Genomic DNA, 16624 nt, shown 5'->3' with positions numbered 1-16624 from the left:
CCCTTCAAAATGGTAGTAACGCATTTTGCATCTAGTGACCAATTCAGTCAATAGTCACATAATTATGGGGCCAAGCTTCTGAGTATCAGATTCAAAATCATCACACCTGCATCTTCTGCCCGATCCAGGTTGTGTTGGAGCAGGAGTGGGTTGAGATAGGGTTTCATGACAAAGTAGATGGCATTAACCGTTTCATCTATTGGAGTCTTACGCTCAAATTCACCAGACGCACGGCCTTCTTGAAGTAACTCAAAGATGGTTTGCTTCAACTGGGCATCATAATGGGCAACGGAGTTCCAATTCTCACCTGCAGCAGCTGCAGCTATATCGTAAAGCTTTCTATCTTGAAAAAACAGCTGAACGCTAGCTCCAATAGCAGACTTGAACATTCTCCTGAAACGCTCTGCAGACGTGGGGGAGCCTTCCATGCTTTCGGTAATGGTCGTTAAGATTTTACGAAGTGTGTTTGAGCATATCACCTCGCCAATTGCCTGCTTGGAATCAAAAAACTTATAAATATATGCCTTCGAAAATCCAATGGCCTTAGCCAAATCGGAGACAGTGGTTTTCTCGTATCCATAGCGGCTGAAATGTTCAGCCGCTGCTTCTACGATCTGATCCCGAACATCATGATCAACAGGACCTCGGGCTGGGGGTGGTAACTTTTCTTTCATAAGTCGAGCTTACCTTTCTTTGATTTGTTTGACAAATAGTGACCAATCAGTAATATAGTCACAAATGTTCACTTTTAGTTCAAGGATTGCTATGCCCTTACTCCGCCCTCTTGCTTTACTAATAAGCGCTAGTGTATTGGCTGGTTGTGCAATTGGCCCTGAGTATACAAAACCAGAGGTATCTCTCCCTGACCATTTCATGGGCCAGGCTCAAATTGAGCAGCGGAATGACAAAGCGATCAAAGACATCGTGTCCTGGTGGGATGGGTTTGATGATCCAATACTGAGTCGCTTTGTTGCTTTGGCGTTGGAGCAAAATCTTGATATTGCCCAGGCTTCCGCACGCATCGCCCAAGCAAGATCAGGGCTAACCATGGCCCAGGCAGCGTTATTGCCATCTGTTAATGGCACTGCACAAGGGACAAGAGTCCATCAGTCACTAGAAACTCCTCTGGGCCAATTACTTAATAATGTTCCAGGGTATGACAGGAATGCCTCAATGTATGAGGCAAACCTTGTTGCCGGATGGGAGCTAGACATCTTTGGAGGGTTGCGACGTGAGCGTGAAGCCGCAATTTCTGAATATTTGGCGGCAAAAGCAGGTGGAGATGCAACACGTTTGGCGATTGCAGCTCAAACAGCAGACATCTACATTACCATCCGAAGCCTACAAACCCGTCTAGATATCAATCGGAAACAACTCCAAACGCAGCAGGAGTTGCTATCCAAAGTGAGCATGCTGTATCAAAGAGGGCTTGTTCCCAAACTTCAGGTTCAGCAAACTGAGGGCGCGGTTGCGCATGTAAAAGCGTCGATTCCTGTCATTGAAACAGGATTAGACAGTGCCATGAATGCACTTGATGTATTGCTGGGAGCTGCTCCAGGGACGTATAGGTCTGATCTTGGTCAATCAACCACTATTCCCTTTGCTCCTCAAGTCAGCTCAATTGGCTCTCCTGCGGATCTATTGCTGCGCAGACCAGATCTGATGGTTGCCGAACAGCGATTAAAGGCTGCCAATGCAAGAACTGGTGCTGCTATCTCTGAGTATTATCCCAAGTTTGGCCTGAATGTTTTATTAGGGAGTGCAACTGCAATTTCCGCTGGCAACCTATTCAGCAGTAACGCCAATCAAGCCGCAGGTATTCTGGGGCTAAGGTGGAGATTATTTGATTTTGGTAGGATCAATGCTCAAATCGATTTGGCCAAAGGACAGGAGCTGGAAGCGCTGTCTGCATATCGTCAGGCAGCGCTCCGAGCAACTGAGGATGTTGAGAACTCCATTTCGGCCTTGCTTAAACGGGATGAACAGGTTGAGGCGCTGACTCAAGGGGAGCTAGCTCTACAGCAAGCTAGAGAATCTTCCTTCGCAGCGTACCAAAAGGGAGTTAGCAGTTTTATTGACGTATTACATGCTGACGAAACCCTTCTCAGAACTGCTGATGCTCGAGCACAAGCTCAGGCTGAAGCGGCACATGCTGCTGTCGCAATGTTTAAAGCATTTGGTGGAGGCTGGAAAAACGATGGTTTGTCATCTCAGGCATCCTCACATGTCAACACTGCGAAAGCACCTTGATTGACTCGGCTAAATAAAAAATCCTCACCATGGTAGGTCATTCCAACAGCCCCCCTTTGAATCTCTGGTCTGTATTTGGCATTGCTAGCCTGGCCACGTTTCTTGTATCCATTGATTCAACGATACTTTATGCCGCCTTTAGCAATATTGCGGCTAGTTTTTCTCAAGCTAGCCCCTCAAGCATATCTTGGGTAATGAATGCATACACGATTGTGTATGCCACAACACTGATACCAGCAGGAGGAATGGCAGATAGGTTTGGTAGAAAAAAAGTGTTTATGGTTGGCGTTGCTTTATTTACCTGGGCGTCATTTTTGTGTGGGTTAGCGCCTAATATATATCTTCTTATTACGGCCAGAATCATTCAAGCGGTTGGAGCCGCGATGATTGGTCCTGCCGCTTTATCCCTGATTCTTGAAGCATTCCCGCAAGCAAAAAGAGCCCAAGTAATCAGCGCATGGGGTGCCGTAGGTGCCCTTGCCGCCGCCCTGGGGCCTGCATCTGGGACACTCATTGTTGATAGCCTGGGTTGGGAATGGACATTCTTTATCAATGTGCCCATTGGTATTTATTGTGTTCTGCGAGGGAGAAAGACACTGAGCGAGTCCAGCAACTCCAAAACTCACGTTAGATTCGATGCAGTAGGAATGGCGTTAATTATTCTATCAATTGGTCTAATGACAACTAGCATCATTGGCGTAGGGAGCATCAGCCTTTCCTGGCTTCAGCGCCTGTTCATATTTTTGGCGAGTGGTGGAGTCATACTGATTTTTGCGGTTTGGTGCAAAACGGCAAATAACCCCCTCGTGGACTTGGCCTTATTCAAAAATAGAACTTATCTTTTCGTGAATCTTGCTTCTTTTCTTTTTTCAGTTGCCTTTGCCACCATGTTTTTCTCATTTTTCTTTTTCATGACGAACATATGGCACTTTAGTCTTCCCCTTGCTGGGCTAGCTATCACCCCAGGGCCCTTAATGGTTATCCCTGTCGCTATCCTGAGTGGAAAGATCGCATCCAAAATTGGACATAGAAAGCTCCTTATGTATGGGTGCTTGGTTTTTGCTGCAGGTGCTTGCTGGTATTTGAATGTGCCTGGTATCACACCCAATTACTGGGTTGACTGGCTACCTGGACAAATACTGACAGGGATTGCTATTGGCATGGTGATGCCATCATTGTCAGCTGCTGCTGTGCATGATCTTCCTAAGAAGGATTACGCGATAGGCAGTTCTATCAATCAAGCAATCAGACAAATTGGAACTGTCGTTGGTGTGGCAATCACGATTAGCGTTCTAGTACATCCTCATCTTGAAATAGCTTATTTCAATAAACTCTATCTCATCCAGATTGGACTGGCGTTTATGGCGGCGATTCTGGTTACTCAAGTAGACACAGCACCTAGAAAACTCCAGTCATGATCTCAGGAATTCTTCAGTGCTGCCCTCAATGCATGCAATGCAAACTCTGTGGAGGTAAATAGCTCAGTTTTAGATGAACCATCTCTTGCTCGTAATGCCATGCCGTGAATAAATCCAAAGTAAAACTCCGCCAGAGCATTTGTGTTGGTACCTTCAACTAGCTCACCCTCTGCTAATGCTCTGTCAAATCTTGCTTTAAGTATCTCTTTGTACAATGCCCTCAGGCCCATGAGGTAGTTCACATGCTCCTGATGCTCCGGCGCACAGTTAATAGCCCCTGCCATGATTAAGCAACTAGGGGCCTGGGGGCCGGAAAACATGTCTACATTTTCCCGCAGAGAGTTTTCTAATGCCTTGAATACCGTCGGGGTTTCGTTAAGCGTTCGCAAAGGACCTTGCTCAACTTTGTTTTTGTAAACATCTACAACTTCTCTGAAAAGGGCATCTTTATTGCCAAAGGCTGCATACACACTAGGCGCTTTCATCCCGATTGCGGCTACTAAATCCGCCATAGTGGTTCCTTCAAAGCCCTTTTCCCAGAAAACCATCATGGCTTTCTTTAAGGCTTCTTCCCGATCAAAGGTTCGTGGACGGCCAGCTGGAGACATAAATTTATCCGTATATGAATAATATATAATGCAGATTACATAAATATGTTGACAATAGCAATGGCAGCCTTAATAATGTAATCCAAGTTACATAAATCAAATTCCTCCATAGTTTGATTCTCGTAACTGGATAAACATTTTATTAAACGAAAGGGTTTAACATGAAGACCAAAGTTGCCATTCTTAGTAGCCTAATTATCGGTATTGCTTCTGTAGGTAGTGCGCTTGCAGACAGTGCTAACGTCGATCAATCCAAGAATGTTTTTATTGAAAGGACTGTGCTGGGACATTGGGAGCCTGAAGCCACCGCAAAATCTAACGATAAGCCAGATGTCGACAAATCTTTGGATCTATTTTATGACGCAGTGCTGGATAGAAATGCTCGTGTAACTCCAGCAACTAGAGATGATGTGACAAAAACTCCGCCTGCATCAGATATTTTAACAAGCCAGTTCGAAGCAAAATATCGGAAGAATTAGTTTTAAGCGTCATCTCTCCATTTATGCCAGCATATGCATTTGATAGTGCATATGCTTTTTTTGTTCATTAAAGCTGAGCTAATTAACTGTCAATTTCATGAGGCCTGAGAATAGATTGCAAATCTTCGGATAATGGTATTGCCATACCTGATATAAATGATTGATCTCAATCATTAGAAAGTCTAGATTTAATTTGCAAACGACATTTTTGTCCTTGGTAACTCAACTCCAGAGTTTTGCAAGTTAAGTCCAAATTTAGTTATTTGCTCTATCTAGCCCATTCAAAGATTTTTTAGTTGATAAAAATCTTTCGTCAATACTATAGCGCCCACTTCCCTGAGTTAAGATCGTAAATAACATTAAAGCCAGCATCAGCGGGACTTTGAACCCGAGGCCTGCCTCTGTATCAATCTGGTTCCACCCGGTCCAGCCTAAATCAAAATGGACGGTATATATCGCTACAAAGGTAATGTACAACAATCCTAGAGCTACTAATCGGCTGTATATGCCCAGCATTAGAGCCGCTCCCAATAAGACTTCTCCCAACCCTGCAGCCACCCAATTCAGATCTGGGCCAAGAAAATGTAGCGGAAAGGGAAACTGCAGGCCACTGAACCATTCTGGCGCATGAATCCCGCCACTCAGTTTTTTATATCCCGCCCCTAGAAACTCTTGAGCAACCCATAACCTGAGTCCGAGTAACCCAAGATCATGTATCTTCTCTATCGCTTTCACGTGCAAGGAATGCCAGGAATTCATCTTTAAGATCTCCATAATAATGTGATGTCCAGGCAGACTGGCGAACGAATGCCTGTATTAACTCTTTCCATGCAGGCTCCCCCAGTTGCTGGCGGATGGCCGGGAAGTGAGCTTCTATCATTTGACAGGCTCCAAGCATTACAAGGTGGCGGTAAGCCCGCATCCCGGATTCGCTGTATCCGGGCGGAATGACCTCAGTCGCCCCTCTTACGTAGAGATAAAAGTCTTCAGGCATGATAATTCTTGATTGATGGTGGTAAGAGCTGGAATGTCGTTGTCCCACTCAAGCAAAATGGGGATGTGATGTTGCTGGAATAATTCAAGTGCCACCTCTCGGGTTTCGGTCTCCACGGTTTGGCTATGGGTATCAATATACAAACCAAAACGCTCATCAAACTCATGGCCCGCTACGTGAATATAAGTGACGCGCTGCATATCCACATGGGATACAAAGTGATGCACATTCGTCAGATGATGATTCTTGTGATTCACGGCAATGTTGTTGATATCGAGCAATATGTTGCAATCGGCTCTTTCAACCACTTGCATCAAGAACTCCACCTCATTCATTTCTCCAACATTGGTGTAGTAGGTGGTATTTTCTACGGCGATCCTGAGGCCCAATATATTCTGGACTTCCTTGATGCGGTCACTGATGCGGATCACCTCACGATCAGTAAATGGGATAGGGAATAAATCATAGAGTTGATGGGCATCACCGCTTGCTGCCAGATGATCAGAATAATAGTCTGTACCAAGGTCTGTCATCAGTTCGCGTACGGCCATCAGAAACTCCTGCTGAATGGGAGCCTGTCCACCAAGACTTAGTGATACACCATGCAGCATAACTGGGCGACCTGAGTCCAATAACTTGTAGAGTGGTGATCTGTCTCGCTTGATCCAGTTTTCAGGCGCGACTTCAAAAAAATCAGCCTCCACTGCCGACATATCCCAGTCTGCCATTTCCCCTCGGTAACCCAGTCCAGCCATGGCAAAGTCCTTATTTCTTAGAGCAGGAAGTTTCTTTTTTGCTGCAAGAGGTTTCCTTCTTGGAGCAAGAGGCATCCTTTTGCTCAGCGGAAGCCTCTTTTTTCGAACATGAGGCATCTTTCTTCTCCGAAGAGACTTCCTTTTTACTGCATGTGCCAGCACTACATTTCTTTTCTGCAGGGCTACCAGCAAATGTAGACGTGGCAATAATGGCGGTGGCTAATGCAGCCAGGTGTTTGATGTTCATGGTAAGGCTCCTATTTAGGTTGAAATACATTGTGAGCACTGTAGTAAGGCAAACTCGCAATGTTCTCTTGCTAATACGCTGTTGGCCAACCCATGGTTACACTTGGGCATAAAAATAATTAAATATTTTTCTATGCGTATCTGTAACCTTTATCCCTTCTCCAGCGAATTATCTAGATCATGATGGAACAAGAACTGCGTAATTTGATGTTGAGAGCCCTTGATGGCAATGCTGAGTCATACCAGTGTTTTCTACAGCGAGTCAGTTCAGTGCTAAGAGCGTATTTAAGGCGGCGTCTTACTAGTGCTCCTGATGAAGTGGAAGATTTGCTACAGGAGACTTTGCTGGCCATTCATACCCAACTTCATACGTATCGCAGAAATGAACCATTGACCCCATGGCTGTATGCCGTGGCACGTTACAAAATGATCGACTACTTACGTCGCCGATCCAGGCATGAAGCTCGGCATGATCCTTTTGAGGATGATGCCGAATGGCTGGCGGTTTCCGGTGAGGCCACCAATGAGTCAAAGAGGGACCTGGAGACTATGCTTGATGCATTACCAGCACATCAACGCTTACCCATACAACATACAAAGTTGGAAGGTAGGTCAGTTGCAGAGGCGGCAGCCATGACGGGAATGTCAGTATCAGCGATTAAGGTTGGTGTACATCGTGGCATGAAAGCACTAGCAAAAATGTGGAAGGAACAAGCATGAAAACCGATGAATTGATCAATATACTCTCAACAGGTGCACAACCAGTCCCGCAACATGCGGCCGAGAAACGCATCAGTATGGCTTTGCTGGCAGGTGTGGTGATATCTTTCATATTGCTGTTAATGATCTATGGCATCAGACCTGATTTGAAAGAAATCAGTACCAGTGTTGCTTTCTGGATGAAACTGGGTGTGCCTCTGGCCAATGTCATTATTGGATTTATATTTGTGTTCGCTTTGGCACATCCCGGCAAATTACCCAAGCTTGGCTATTGGGTGCTGGCTATTCCAATCGTGGTGCTGTGGGGGTGGGCTCTCTGGGCTTGGAATGCTACAGACCCAACGGCACGTCTTGAATTGTTATGGGGTAAAACCTGGCGGGTTTGCATCTTGAATATCACGTTTCTAGCTTTGCCAGTGGGTGCTACGGCATTATTAGCTTTGCGTAATCTTGCACCAACCAAGCCGGTGTTGACTGGTGCCATTGCTGGATGGCTTGCCGGAAGTGCTGGAGCCAGTGTGTACGCCTTGCATTGCCCAGAAATGGCGCCGCCATTCCTGGCTGTGTGGTATGTGCTCGGGATGATCGTGCCCAGTGCCATGATGGCCTATATGGGACATCGCTATTTAAGATGGTAAAGCCGGACATGGCTGGGAGGTTTTATTCCCATAGGGCCTCAGCCATCAAATCCAGGATTTTGTTTTAAGTAACCTACAGGTAAAAATACGATTCTTCGCCCTATATGTGCTCTCATTCATATTGAGACAGCACTTTCCTGCTATGTGACGGGGTGTTTTAGTGGGAATCAGCCTTTCACCAACATGAATACTGATCCTATTTGCCTTTGAGGGTCTGCATCAGGAGAGATTTGTAAAGGTTCAGCGCTCTCTTCAACGCTAACGGGTCATTACTCGATTTGGAAAGCACTAAGCCTCCTTCCAAAGTCGAGATATAGAGTTCAGTCCATGCGTCTGTATCCAGCTGTTTACCAGAATGTTCGGCCGCCTCCCTGAATCTCTTTGATAGAGTATCTCGCCAGTTCGCAAAGTGCTGAGCTGCAGAGGCGAATAATGTCTCATGACTATCTGCAAGCTCGATTGTAAAGATGGCCAGCATGCATCCCCGCTGCAGCTCGGGCGATTGATATGCCTCAATAACGTAGTCTAAATATTCTTCAAGCCACGATACAGGATCAGGGGCTTTATTGAATGGCGCATGCACCTCTCTGTCTGCCGCGTCTTGCCAAAAACGATTTAAAGCTGCCTCACCCAAGGCATCCTTGCTGGGGAAGTGATGAAAGAATCCGCCTTTGGTGATCCCTGCAGATTGGCAAACCGCATCAACTGTCATCGCTGCAAAGCCTCTAGACAGAATGATGTCTTGAGCGCCAGTGAGGATTTTCTCACGGGATAAGACTGATCTAGATCTTACAGTTTCCATCTTTAAATACTTTCATCGCACAGCGGTTGACAAATCTTATCACAAGAATAATATACCGACTAGTTGGTATGTTTTTAGGAGGTAGATATGAAGCACCACAATAAAGTTTTAAGTCGAACTCTAGTCTTAACATTTCTTGCTTGTATTGGCATCGCTGGTTTTGCGCATGCCCAAGCTGAAGAGAAGTACTGGCAGGCGATGAAGAAAGACTACTTCCCCCAAGCTGTGCTGGAAGAAAGTGCCGCTATCAAAATCATAGCGCCCCAGCGCGCGGAGAGTGGAGCGCAAGTTCCGTTTTCCTTCAGTATCGACTACCCCATGACAGAAAGTCATTACATCAAGTCGGTATCCGTGATTGCAGATGCGAATCCAGTCCCATTGGTGGCTGTATACCATTTCAATCCTAATTCTGGCAGGGCAGAAATATCAACGCGTATCCGTCTGGAAGTAGATTCATTTGTACATGTCGTGGCTGAGACCAGCGATGGAAAGTATCTGGTCAATCAGGTGCCTATACGGGCATCTGGCGGATGTGGGGGAACCATCGGTGGTGATGAAAATATTGCACGGCAAACTGCTGGCAAGATGAAGCTGCAGGTGAAATCAGAAAGCAGTGAGCAGTTGAAGCAAGCACATTTGTTGATCAAACATCCCATGAATACTGGATTGCAACGTGATCTTGAATCACAAGGCTACCGCCCAGCCTTCTACATCAGCAAGGTCGTTGCCAAGTTCAATGACACGGTAGTGTTTGATGCAGATACGTATATCGGAGTCAGCGAAGATCCCAATATTCAATTCCCATTTAAAGCCGATCAGTCTGGCAAGCTTACTGTGGTGATTCAAGATAATGAGGATAAGGAGTTCACCGCGACTACTGATGTTGTTGTGAATTGATGCCATGAGGCACGTTCTAGCCGTGTTATCCCATTTCTTGATGATCTTTGTTGGCGTGTGTTCTCAGGATGCCGTGTCAATGGAGGCTAACACGCACACTAGAACTCTTGCTTCCTCTTGTTTGATATGTCATGGAAATGGCACGGTCCAACATGCTGCGATTCCAGGTCTGGCCGCTCTTGATGAAGCCTATTTCATCAAGAAAATGCAGATATTCCGTAATTCTGCAGACGAGCATGCAGTAATGGTTCAGCATGCCAAAGGTCTTTCTGAAGAAGAGATACAGCAATTGGCCAAGTATTTCTCAGAACAACGTCGAGCCTGTCCTGTGGCAAAAAAGAAGTCGTTTCGTGAAATGAACCAAGCAGAATGAATAGGAGACTTTTCCTTAAGTCAGGTATGGCTGGGCTTGGTATGTTGGTGTTGCCATCTCTTGCAGCTACGAATTCTAATGCTTCTCTTGGACATGTTGTGATTATCGGCGCAGGTTTTGGGGGAGCCACTGCTGCGCGATATCTGCGTATGTGGAGTGAAGGGCGGATAAAAGTTACCTTGATAGAGCTTCGGCCAGAATTCATTTCATGCCCGGTCAGTAATCGCATCCTGGCAGGAGCTGCGGATATCAACACGATCACGCACTCTTATAAGACATTACGGGACCTTTATGGTGTAAGTGTTATCAAAGGTCAGGCAAGCCGTATTGATCCTGAGCGGAAGGAGGTGCATGTCAATGAAGAGCGTATTGGCTATGACCGGCTTATTGTGGCAACCGGCATTGATTTCGACTACAGCAGGCTGCCAATGTTGAATGCTGAAATACAGGCAACACATATCCCTCATGCCTGGAAGGCAGGCCCGCAGACCCTGTTACTCAAGGGCCAACTCAGGACTTTGCCTGATGGCGGTATTGTTGGGATCACTATTCCACAGGTACCATATCGGTGTCCCCCAGGCCCTTATGAGCGGGCCTGCCAGATTGCTTTCTATCTCAAACAGCATAATCCCCGGGCGAAATTATTAGTATTTGATGGAAATCCGGCGATTACTTCAAAACGTCCTTTGTTCGAACGAGCCTGGCACGAGCTTTACCCAAATATTGTGGAATACCTGCCCAGTAGTGGCATTGAGAATCTGGACACCACGTCCTTGGGACTCGCGACTACTTTCGGCAATTACAAGCTGGATGTATTGAACCTGATTCCGCCGCAAACAGCCGGTAGATTGACGCTAGAAACTGGGCTCGCCAGTGATGCCAGACCATGGTGCGATGTGAATTTCCTCAATTACGCATCAGGGAAGATTCCTGGCATCCATTTGCTAGGAGACGCTGTGGATGCCATGACGCCGAAGTCAGCACACATAGCCACTTCACAGGCCAAGGTGTGTGCCAGTGCAATCATTGCCGAGCTTGCGGGGGAAGCTGTTGATCCAGCGCCAGTATTTGCCAATACCTGCTACAGCTTCGTGGATGACAAACAGGCAGTCCACGTTGCAAATGTCTATCGCTATGATGCCAAAGACCATGATATGCGCCCAGCCCCTGGTGGAGGTATTTCTGCTATATCTTCAATCGTAGAGGGCATTCATGCAGATATATGGGCCGCTAATATTTGGGCGGATGTACTCGGTTAAGCCATAAAGATTTTTTAACGAAGGAGGTAATTGCTATGTTGGATTGGAATCAATACCGTGACGAACTGATGGGCCGGGTAGGTGACTTGGCCAAGCTCACACCTGATACGGTCAAGGGATACCAGATTGCAAGCGGGGCCGGTGCCAAGACGCAACACCTTGATGCTAAGACTCGCCAATTAATCTCTTTGGCGGTAGCAGTCACAACGCGTTGTGATGGTTGCATCACAGTGCATGCCAAAGAAGCCATCAAAGAAGGGGCAACTGAAGCAGAAATTGCAGAAGCGCTCGGCGTTGCCGTGGCTATGAACGCAGGTGCTGCTTTAGTGTACTCAGCCCGGGCATTGGATGCAGTGAAAGCAGTAAACGAAGCATAAGTGATTTAGATATGGTCCTATCCGTATTGATGCCGAGAAACTATTCTATTTGCAGAAAAGTATTTTGCAGTGGGCGCTATGGATAAGAGAAACCAGGAAAATTCAAAGGAGTGAAAAGAGATGAGTAAACGTGCGTTGGTGATAGTAGATTTGCAGAATGAATATCTGCCAACTGGCAAACTGCCATTGGTGGCTATTGAGCAAGCGATTGAAAATGCTAGTCGTGTGCTTAAGAATGCACGGGATACAGACACGATGGTGATTCATGTACGGCACGAATTTACAGATACTGCATCATCATTCTTTGTACCTGGAACAGAAGGGGTGCAAATCATACAAGCAGTATCACCCCAGAAAAATGAAACTGTGATCCTTAAAAATTACCCAAATTCCTTCCTTAGAACGAATTTACAGGCTGTGCTTAATATGCATGGTATTGAGCAACTGGTAGTAGTGGGTGCAATGAGTCATATGTGTATTGATGCAACGGTACGTGCTGCTTCAGACTCAGGATTCAAGGTGACCGTGTTGCATGATGCTTGCGCAACACGGGATCTTGAATTCAATGGAAAGACAGTACCTGCAGATCAAGTACATACAGCAATGATGTCTGCCTTGGCATTTGCCTATGCGGAAGTCATATCAACCGAAGATTATTTGGCTGCGTGAGACTTTTAAAAGACCAAGATGCTCACAACCTGGGGTAGTAACAAGAGGTTGTTGAATGACATCATCTAGTCCTATGGATGTCTGTTTTCAGGTGATGAATTTGATTTAGTGCGATTCCCCAGGGTCTTTATAGCATCGAAGGTTAATCTGGTTGGGCATGTCCACAATCTTATTTCCGCAGCATCAATACAAAAAAGCCGGTGATATCCGGCCCATGTCTATTGCATTCTTCAGTAGGTGCTAAAACCCAATCGAATAGCCTAGGAAGCCCATAGGCTGGGTCTTGGTTTCGACGATGGGGCTATCAGACTGTTCATTGCCTAAACGGTTGGCAATCACGCCAAAAAAGATAGCATGATTTTCTTTCACGCTGTAAATGCCATTGATGCCGATCTGATATTGGACGCCAGCTCCAGCTTGATATGTCGGTCGACCAGGCCTAGTCTCATCTGCAGCTACCCCGAAGTAATAGTCATTGAATTTTTTGTCATTCCATTGAATTCCCACCAAACCATTGAGGCGGAATTTTTCTGAACGATACAGGCTGCGAATGAACTGTAACTGTACATTCTGGCCGTTGCTGGCATTGCCTACATCAAAGCCCCATTGGGCATTAACAGTGCCGTAATCAGTCTGCCAACGAAGTACAGGGCCGACATCTACTGAGAAGTCACGGTCATGCATGCCCTTGGTACGGCGGCTATCATCAGCATCCCAGCCAAATCTCGCGTCTGCGGACAATCCCAACCTGATTCTTTTATCACTCGACTCTACCAGCCAAACACCCGCTTGAAGGCCATTCACATAGAAGCGATCCCCATAATTTGCATTAATCACAGGGAGCACCACAGTCCGCATGTCCTTCGACCCTGATGTCTTAGGAATGAAACCTACACCAATCCCATACATATTTTTTTGTCTTGGCATGGCGGTTTCAGTTTGGCGGTCTATATTTGTCTCGGCCAATGCATGGGTATTCGTCAGGAGCATAGCGATGATCCCTGCAGCATAATGGGTTGGTTTCATTGGTGTTATCCCTGCTTTTTAGATAATAAAATTTACAACACTATAGTGATTCAAACATTTCTCATGCACTGTGTTCGTCATTGACCTGCTTTACCATTGATGCTCAGCTTGAGCGTATTGTTAGGCTTCAGACTGCAGGTGTTGGCGAATGGCTTGGACGATGTGACCATGTGCTTGCTCAGAGTAAGGAATGGCGTTTTTCCAGTCATAAAACCAAGCTGGCATGCGTCGTTTCTCGTCGGGCTCACTTATGTATCGCGGAAAGATATGGGCATGTAGTTCAGGTTCAGTGTTGCCCAGGATCTCATAATTGATGCGGGAGGCACCTGTGGCTTGGAGGATTGCATCGCCTATACGCGCCATGTCTTGAAGAAACTGACCGCGCGCCTCAATCGATAGATCATTGAGGCTGGGTACAATCTGGTCGGCAAGCAGGAGACAGTAGCCTGGGAGGAACTGAACATCCCCGATAACGGCCCAGCCAGATGGAAGTCTCGTGATCACCCAGGGGTTTTTGCCTTCACGGGCAAGTGCTACTCTGTCAGCGATAAGTGCCATTAGATGCTGATCCCTTTCTTTGCTCGTGAAGTAATCACCTTTGTCAGTGCCTGTGCATCCAAAGTCACTTTTTTGCCCTTCTCGGGTTTATAGGTGTAACTATCTGGCTGAATTTCCAGATGCGCATGCTTAACCTTATCTCCTTCTGAGAGGTTAATCAGTTGCACGCCCTTGCCGCCATTAGCCAGCACTTTTACCTCTTTGACTGCGAAACCAAGCAGTTTCTGGCTTGTTTGGATAAACAGGAGTTGTTCTGCATTGGCAGGGTCGGCACCAAGCAGTAATGGCTCCATGATTTTTTCGCCTTCATCCAGTTTCATGAATACCTTACCTGCTTTGTTTCTGGCCATGAGGCTGGACAACGGTGCGAGGAAACCATAACCACCAGAGCTTGAGAATAGATAGTGGTCAGTGTCATTGCCGCTCATTACAAACGCCATTCGCGAGCCGGACTGGAGATCGACCAGGGAAGTGATGGGTACTCCATCTCCTTTGCCCCCGGGCAGGTTGGATGCATGCACGGAATAGGATCTTCCCATGGTATCCAGCACGATAAGTTGGGATGTGGTCCTGGCCTCAATGATGGTCATCAGGTCATCGCCAGGTCGCCAGTTGATTGTAGCCAGATCAATGTTGTGACCATTGCGAGTGCGCACCCAGCCCAGCTTGGAAACGACAATGGTGATTGGCTCGTCAATAATGGTTTCCTCGATGGAGAGGGAAGCCTTGGATACAGGCTGAATAACGGTACGGCGTTCATCAGCATGCTCTTTTGCATCCTGCTTGATTTCCTTGATGATCAAATCGCGCATCGCTGATTCATTGGCTAACAAATGTTTCCAATCAGCCACCTTAGGCTCCAGGGTGTCAATTTCAGCTTGGATCTTGATGGCTTCAAGCTTGGCCAGCTGACGAAGTTTGATTTCCAGAATATCTTCAGCCTGGATGTCCGTGAGGCCAAAAGCCGCCATCAGATCCGCTTTAGGGTCTTCAGCCTCGCGAACAATGCGAATGACCTCATCAATGTTCAACAGAATCATCCTGCGACCATAGAGGATATGCAGCCTTGCTTCAGCCTTGTTCAGGTCAAACTGGGTACGTCTTGTCACCGTGTTAAAGCGGAATGTTGCCCATTCGTTTAACATCTCGACGACGGTCTTGGGACGAGGATTGCCATCCAGGCCAACTACTACATGGTTGTTGGAGAATGTGGTTTCCAGCGAGGTATGAACCAAAAGGAAGTTCATCAAGGCATCAGCATCAATCTTGCCGGTTCTTGGCTCCAGGATGATGCGGATGCCATCTTTGCTGGTACTTTCATCGCGGGAAGTTTCCAGCATGTCCAGCAGGCTGTTCTTCAGGAGCTGCTGCTCTTTGGACAAGATAAGCTTGCCGTTTTTGTCCTTTTCCTTGGGCTTGGGATTACAAAGCTCCTCAATGGCCGACATGATGTCTGAGGCAGACACGCCATGTGGCAAGGCCTCAATAATGATGCGGTATTGGCCCCTGGCTTGCTCCTCACGCCGCCAAATACCGCGTAGCCTGAAGCTGCCACGGCCAGTGCCATAAATCTCGCGTAACTCTGCAGGAGTGTTGGTCAATTGACACTTGTTGGCAAAGTCAGGCCCTGGGACATGCTCAAGGAATTTGTCCAAAGTGAGCTTGCCCTGTACCGCCAAGATGGAGGCTTTTGCCAGCTCGACTAGATTGTGCGATGGGATATTAGTCGCCAAGGCAACAGCGGTACCCGTTGCGCCATTCAGCAGGATGAAAGGCAGCCTGGCTGGGAGAACGACAGGCTCATTGAATGAACCATCATATGTGGGCTTGAAATCTACCGTTCCGCGGTTGATTTCTGATAGCAGAAGTCTTGAGATCGGTGACAGGCGCATTTCTGTGTATCGCATGGCCGCTGCATTATCACCATCGCGCGAGCCAAAATTCCCTTGCCCATCGACCAAGGGGTATCTGAGGGAGAACTTTTGGGCGACACGCACGCTGGCGTCATACACCGAGCTGTCACCATGAGGGTGATATTTACCCAGCACGTCACCCACCACGCGAGCAGACTTGAACAGCCGCACCCCATCATCCAGGCCAATTTCCTTCATGGAAAACAGCACACGGCGCTGCACAGGCTTTTGCCCATCACTCACGGAAGGGATTGAACGGCCCTTGGTCACCGATACTGAATAGCTGAGATAGGCTAGCTCAGCAAACTTATCGATATCATTATCTTCAACCGGAGGGAAGCCGCCACCAAAAAATGAGCCGCCATCATCATCGTTTCCGCCGCCTTCACCGGGTAGCATATCCAGGGTATCCGCCAAGTTTTCTTGTTCGCGCTCGGCAATGGATTCAGTCTCTTTAGAGGCGTCGGCCTGCGGGGGTTCTATGATCTCGGCTTGGTCTGGTGAGGCATAGATGAGGTCAATAGAAGCAGGTCTTGCATCGGCTTCTGCGGGTATCTCTGGCGCCACATCTGTATCGGTCACGGAGAGATCCAGCTCAAGGTTCACTTCTTTCGGTATGGCTCTTGATCGGTTAGACATCGA

At 47.1% G+C, this 16624-nt stretch carries 20 protein-coding genes; 10 read left to right on the top strand and 10 right to left on the bottom strand.

The genetic code is table 11. The annotated features are described in order from the left end of the window. Positions 1-62: 62 nt before the first annotated feature. Positions 63-674: a TetR/AcrR family transcriptional regulator gene (locus LG201_RS08900; RefSeq protein WP_226771797.1), complete on the bottom strand. Its 612-nt coding sequence runs from the start codon at positions 672-674 to the stop codon at positions 63-65. Between the two features lie 64 nt (positions 675-738). Between LG201_RS08900 and LG201_RS08895 the strand changes: the two genes are divergently transcribed. Both LG201_RS08895 and LG201_RS08890 read left to right on the top strand, forming a co-directional pair. Then, the gene (locus tag LG201_RS08895; RefSeq protein WP_226771796.1) at positions 739-2250 is read left to right on the top strand and encodes an efflux transporter outer membrane subunit; all 1512 of its coding nucleotides are present in this window, start codon (positions 739-741) and stop codon (positions 2248-2250) included. A 29-nt stretch (positions 2251-2279) separates the two neighbouring features. Next, positions 2280-3668, top strand: a complete 1389-nt coding sequence (locus tag LG201_RS08890; protein WP_226771795.1) for a DHA2 family efflux MFS transporter permease subunit — start codon at positions 2280-2282, stop codon at positions 3666-3668. Between the two features lie 2 nt (positions 3669-3670). Here the strand turns inward: LG201_RS08890 and LG201_RS08885 are convergent, their stop codons facing one another. After that, positions 3671-4276 carry a TetR/AcrR family transcriptional regulator gene (locus LG201_RS08885; protein WP_226771794.1) on the bottom strand — a complete coding sequence of 202 codons (606 nt, stop codon included), beginning with the start codon at positions 4274-4276 and terminating at the stop codon, positions 3671-3673. A 161-nt stretch (positions 4277-4437) separates the two neighbouring features. Between LG201_RS08885 and LG201_RS08880 the strand changes: the two genes are divergently transcribed. Continuing rightward, the gene (locus LG201_RS08880; protein ID WP_226771793.1) at positions 4438-4755 is read left to right on the top strand and encodes a hypothetical protein; all 318 of its coding nucleotides are present in this window, start codon (positions 4438-4440) and stop codon (positions 4753-4755) included. A 255-nt stretch (positions 4756-5010) separates the two neighbouring features. Here LG201_RS08880 and LG201_RS08875 read toward each other — a convergent pair whose 3' ends face one another. From LG201_RS08875 to LG201_RS08860, 4 genes are read right to left on the bottom strand one after another with little or no spacing between them, the layout of a single operon-like run. Continuing rightward, positions 5011-5490 carry a DoxX family protein gene (locus tag LG201_RS08875; protein ID WP_226771955.1) on the bottom strand — a complete coding sequence of 160 codons (480 nt, stop codon included), beginning with the start codon at positions 5488-5490 and terminating at the stop codon, positions 5011-5013. Continuing rightward, a complete protein-coding gene (locus LG201_RS08870; RefSeq protein ID WP_226771792.1) occupies positions 5465-5749 on the bottom strand; it encodes an HvfC/BufC family peptide modification chaperone in 285 nt (94 codons plus the stop codon). Before LG201_RS08870 ends, LG201_RS08875 begins: the two co-directional genes overlap by 26 nt. Beyond that, a complete protein-coding gene (locus LG201_RS08865) occupies positions 5722-6504 on the bottom strand; it encodes a multinuclear nonheme iron-dependent oxidase (protein WP_226771791.1) in 783 nt (260 codons plus the stop codon). The genes LG201_RS08870 and LG201_RS08865 overlap by 28 nt, the downstream gene beginning before the upstream one ends. Positions 6505-6514: 10 nt before the next feature. After that, entirely contained in the window at positions 6515-6751 is a 237-nt protein-coding gene (locus LG201_RS08860; protein WP_226771790.1) for a hypothetical protein, read from the bottom strand. 179 nt (positions 6752-6930) lie between these two features. On the opposite strand from LG201_RS08860, the gene LG201_RS08855 reads away from it, so the two are divergent. Beyond that, positions 6931-7470, top strand: coding sequence for a sigma-70 family RNA polymerase sigma factor (locus tag LG201_RS08855; RefSeq protein WP_226771789.1), 540 nt, complete (start codon positions 6931-6933; stop codon positions 7468-7470). After that, on the top strand, positions 7467-8108 hold the full coding sequence (locus tag LG201_RS08850; RefSeq protein WP_226771788.1) for a DUF1109 domain-containing protein: 642 nt from the start codon (positions 7467-7469) through the stop codon (positions 8106-8108). The genes LG201_RS08855 and LG201_RS08850 overlap by 4 nt, the downstream gene beginning before the upstream one ends. 196 nt (positions 8109-8304) lie before the next feature. On the opposite strand, the gene LG201_RS08845 is transcribed toward LG201_RS08850, so the two are convergent. Then, positions 8305-8910: a TetR/AcrR family transcriptional regulator gene (locus LG201_RS08845; protein ID WP_226771787.1), complete on the bottom strand. Its 606-nt coding sequence runs from the start codon at positions 8908-8910 to the stop codon at positions 8305-8307. Positions 8911-8997: 87 nt separating this feature from the next. Between LG201_RS08845 and LG201_RS08840 the strand changes: the two genes are divergently transcribed. The 5 genes from LG201_RS08840 (at position 8998) to LG201_RS08820 (ending at position 12485) form a co-directional block, all read left to right on the top strand. Continuing rightward, positions 8998-9807, top strand: a complete 810-nt coding sequence (locus LG201_RS08840) for a quinoprotein dehydrogenase-associated SoxYZ-like carrier (protein ID WP_226771786.1) — start codon at positions 8998-9000, stop codon at positions 9805-9807. A gap of 79 nt (positions 9808-9886) precedes the next feature. Further along, positions 9887-10180 carry a c-type cytochrome gene (locus LG201_RS08835; RefSeq protein ID WP_226771785.1) on the top strand — a complete coding sequence of 98 codons (294 nt, stop codon included), beginning with the start codon at positions 9887-9889 and terminating at the stop codon, positions 10178-10180. Beyond that, positions 10177-11439: an NAD(P)/FAD-dependent oxidoreductase gene (locus tag LG201_RS08830; protein WP_226771784.1), complete on the top strand. Its 1263-nt coding sequence runs from the start codon at positions 10177-10179 to the stop codon at positions 11437-11439. The genes LG201_RS08835 and LG201_RS08830 overlap by 4 nt, the downstream gene beginning before the upstream one ends. A gap of 35 nt (positions 11440-11474) precedes the next feature. Further along, entirely contained in the window at positions 11475-11816 is a 342-nt protein-coding gene (locus tag LG201_RS08825; protein WP_226771783.1) for a carboxymuconolactone decarboxylase family protein, read from the top strand. Between the two features lie 120 nt (positions 11817-11936). Next, a complete protein-coding gene (locus LG201_RS08820) occupies positions 11937-12485 on the top strand; it encodes a cysteine hydrolase family protein (protein ID WP_226771782.1) in 549 nt (182 codons plus the stop codon). A 240-nt stretch (positions 12486-12725) separates the two neighbouring features. Here LG201_RS08820 and LG201_RS08815 read toward each other — a convergent pair whose 3' ends face one another. From LG201_RS08815 to parC, 3 genes are all read right to left on the bottom strand, one after another. Then, the gene (locus LG201_RS08815) at positions 12726-13511 is read right to left on the bottom strand and encodes a MipA/OmpV family protein (protein ID WP_226771781.1); all 786 of its coding nucleotides are present in this window, start codon (positions 13509-13511) and stop codon (positions 12726-12728) included. 120 nt (positions 13512-13631) lie between these two features. Next, positions 13632-14069 carry an HIT family protein gene (locus LG201_RS08810; protein ID WP_226771780.1) on the bottom strand — a complete coding sequence of 146 codons (438 nt, stop codon included), beginning with the start codon at positions 14067-14069 and terminating at the stop codon, positions 13632-13634. After that, positions 14069-16621 (bottom strand): DNA topoisomerase IV subunit A, encoded by a 2553-nt coding sequence (gene parC / locus LG201_RS08805; protein WP_226771779.1) that lies wholly within the window; start codon positions 16619-16621, stop codon positions 14069-14071. The genes LG201_RS08810 and parC overlap by 1 nt, the downstream gene beginning before the upstream one ends. Positions 16622-16624 lie beyond the last annotated feature (3 nt).

The organism is Methylobacillus gramineus (genome assembly GCF_020532675.1).
GTDB lineage: Bacteria > Pseudomonadota > Gammaproteobacteria > Burkholderiales > Methylophilaceae > Methylobacillus > Methylobacillus gramineus.
The sequence above is the reverse complement of the archived record's forward strand: the minus strand, read 5'-3'. Positions and strand labels throughout refer to the sequence as shown.

What these genes read in the sequence shown, in the direction of transcription:
- LG201_RS08900 (WP_226771797.1), bottom strand. Translation starts at nt 674, where the DNA reads ATGAAAGAAAAGTTACCACCCCCAGCCCGAGGTCCTGTTGATCATGAT.
- LG201_RS08895 (WP_226771796.1), top strand. Translation starts at nt 739, where the DNA reads ATGTTCACTTTTAGTTCAAGGATTGCTATGCCCTTACTCCGCCCTCTT.
- LG201_RS08890 (WP_226771795.1), top strand. Translation starts at nt 2,280, where the DNA reads ATGGTAGGTCATTCCAACAGCCCCCCTTTGAATCTCTGGTCTGTATTT.
- LG201_RS08885 (WP_226771794.1), bottom strand. Translation starts at nt 4,276, where the DNA reads ATGTCTCCAGCTGGCCGTCCACGAACCTTTGATCGGGAAGAAGCCTTA.
- LG201_RS08880 (WP_226771793.1), top strand. Translation starts at nt 4,438, where the DNA reads ATGAAGACCAAAGTTGCCATTCTTAGTAGCCTAATTATCGGTATTGCT.
- LG201_RS08870 (WP_226771792.1), bottom strand. Translation starts at nt 5,749, where the DNA reads ATGCCTGAAGACTTTTATCTCTACGTAAGAGGGGCGACTGAGGTCATT.
- LG201_RS08865 (WP_226771791.1), bottom strand. Translation starts at nt 6,504, where the DNA reads ATGGCTGGACTGGGTTACCGAGGGGAAATGGCAGACTGGGATATGTCG.
- LG201_RS08860 (WP_226771790.1), bottom strand. Translation starts at nt 6,751, where the DNA reads ATGAACATCAAACACCTGGCTGCATTAGCCACCGCCATTATTGCCACG.
- LG201_RS08855 (WP_226771789.1), top strand. Translation starts at nt 6,931, where the DNA reads ATGATGGAACAAGAACTGCGTAATTTGATGTTGAGAGCCCTTGATGGC.
- LG201_RS08850 (WP_226771788.1), top strand. Translation starts at nt 7,467, where the DNA reads ATGAAAACCGATGAATTGATCAATATACTCTCAACAGGTGCACAACCA.
- LG201_RS08845 (WP_226771787.1), bottom strand. Translation starts at nt 8,910, where the DNA reads ATGGAAACTGTAAGATCTAGATCAGTCTTATCCCGTGAGAAAATCCTC.
- LG201_RS08840 (WP_226771786.1), top strand. Translation starts at nt 8,998, where the DNA reads ATGAAGCACCACAATAAAGTTTTAAGTCGAACTCTAGTCTTAACATTT.
- LG201_RS08835 (WP_226771785.1), top strand. Translation starts at nt 9,887, where the DNA reads ATGGAGGCTAACACGCACACTAGAACTCTTGCTTCCTCTTGTTTGATA.
- LG201_RS08830 (WP_226771784.1), top strand. Translation starts at nt 10,177, where the DNA reads ATGAATAGGAGACTTTTCCTTAAGTCAGGTATGGCTGGGCTTGGTATG.
- LG201_RS08825 (WP_226771783.1), top strand. Translation starts at nt 11,475, where the DNA reads ATGTTGGATTGGAATCAATACCGTGACGAACTGATGGGCCGGGTAGGT.
- LG201_RS08820 (WP_226771782.1), top strand. Translation starts at nt 11,937, where the DNA reads ATGAGTAAACGTGCGTTGGTGATAGTAGATTTGCAGAATGAATATCTG.
- LG201_RS08815 (WP_226771781.1), bottom strand. Translation starts at nt 13,511, where the DNA reads ATGAAACCAACCCATTATGCTGCAGGGATCATCGCTATGCTCCTGACG.
- LG201_RS08810 (WP_226771780.1), bottom strand. Translation starts at nt 14,069, where the DNA reads ATGGCACTTATCGCTGACAGAGTAGCACTTGCCCGTGAAGGCAAAAAC.
- parC (WP_226771779.1), bottom strand. Translation starts at nt 16,621, where the DNA reads ATGTCTAACCGATCAAGAGCCATACCGAAAGAAGTGAACCTTGAGCTG.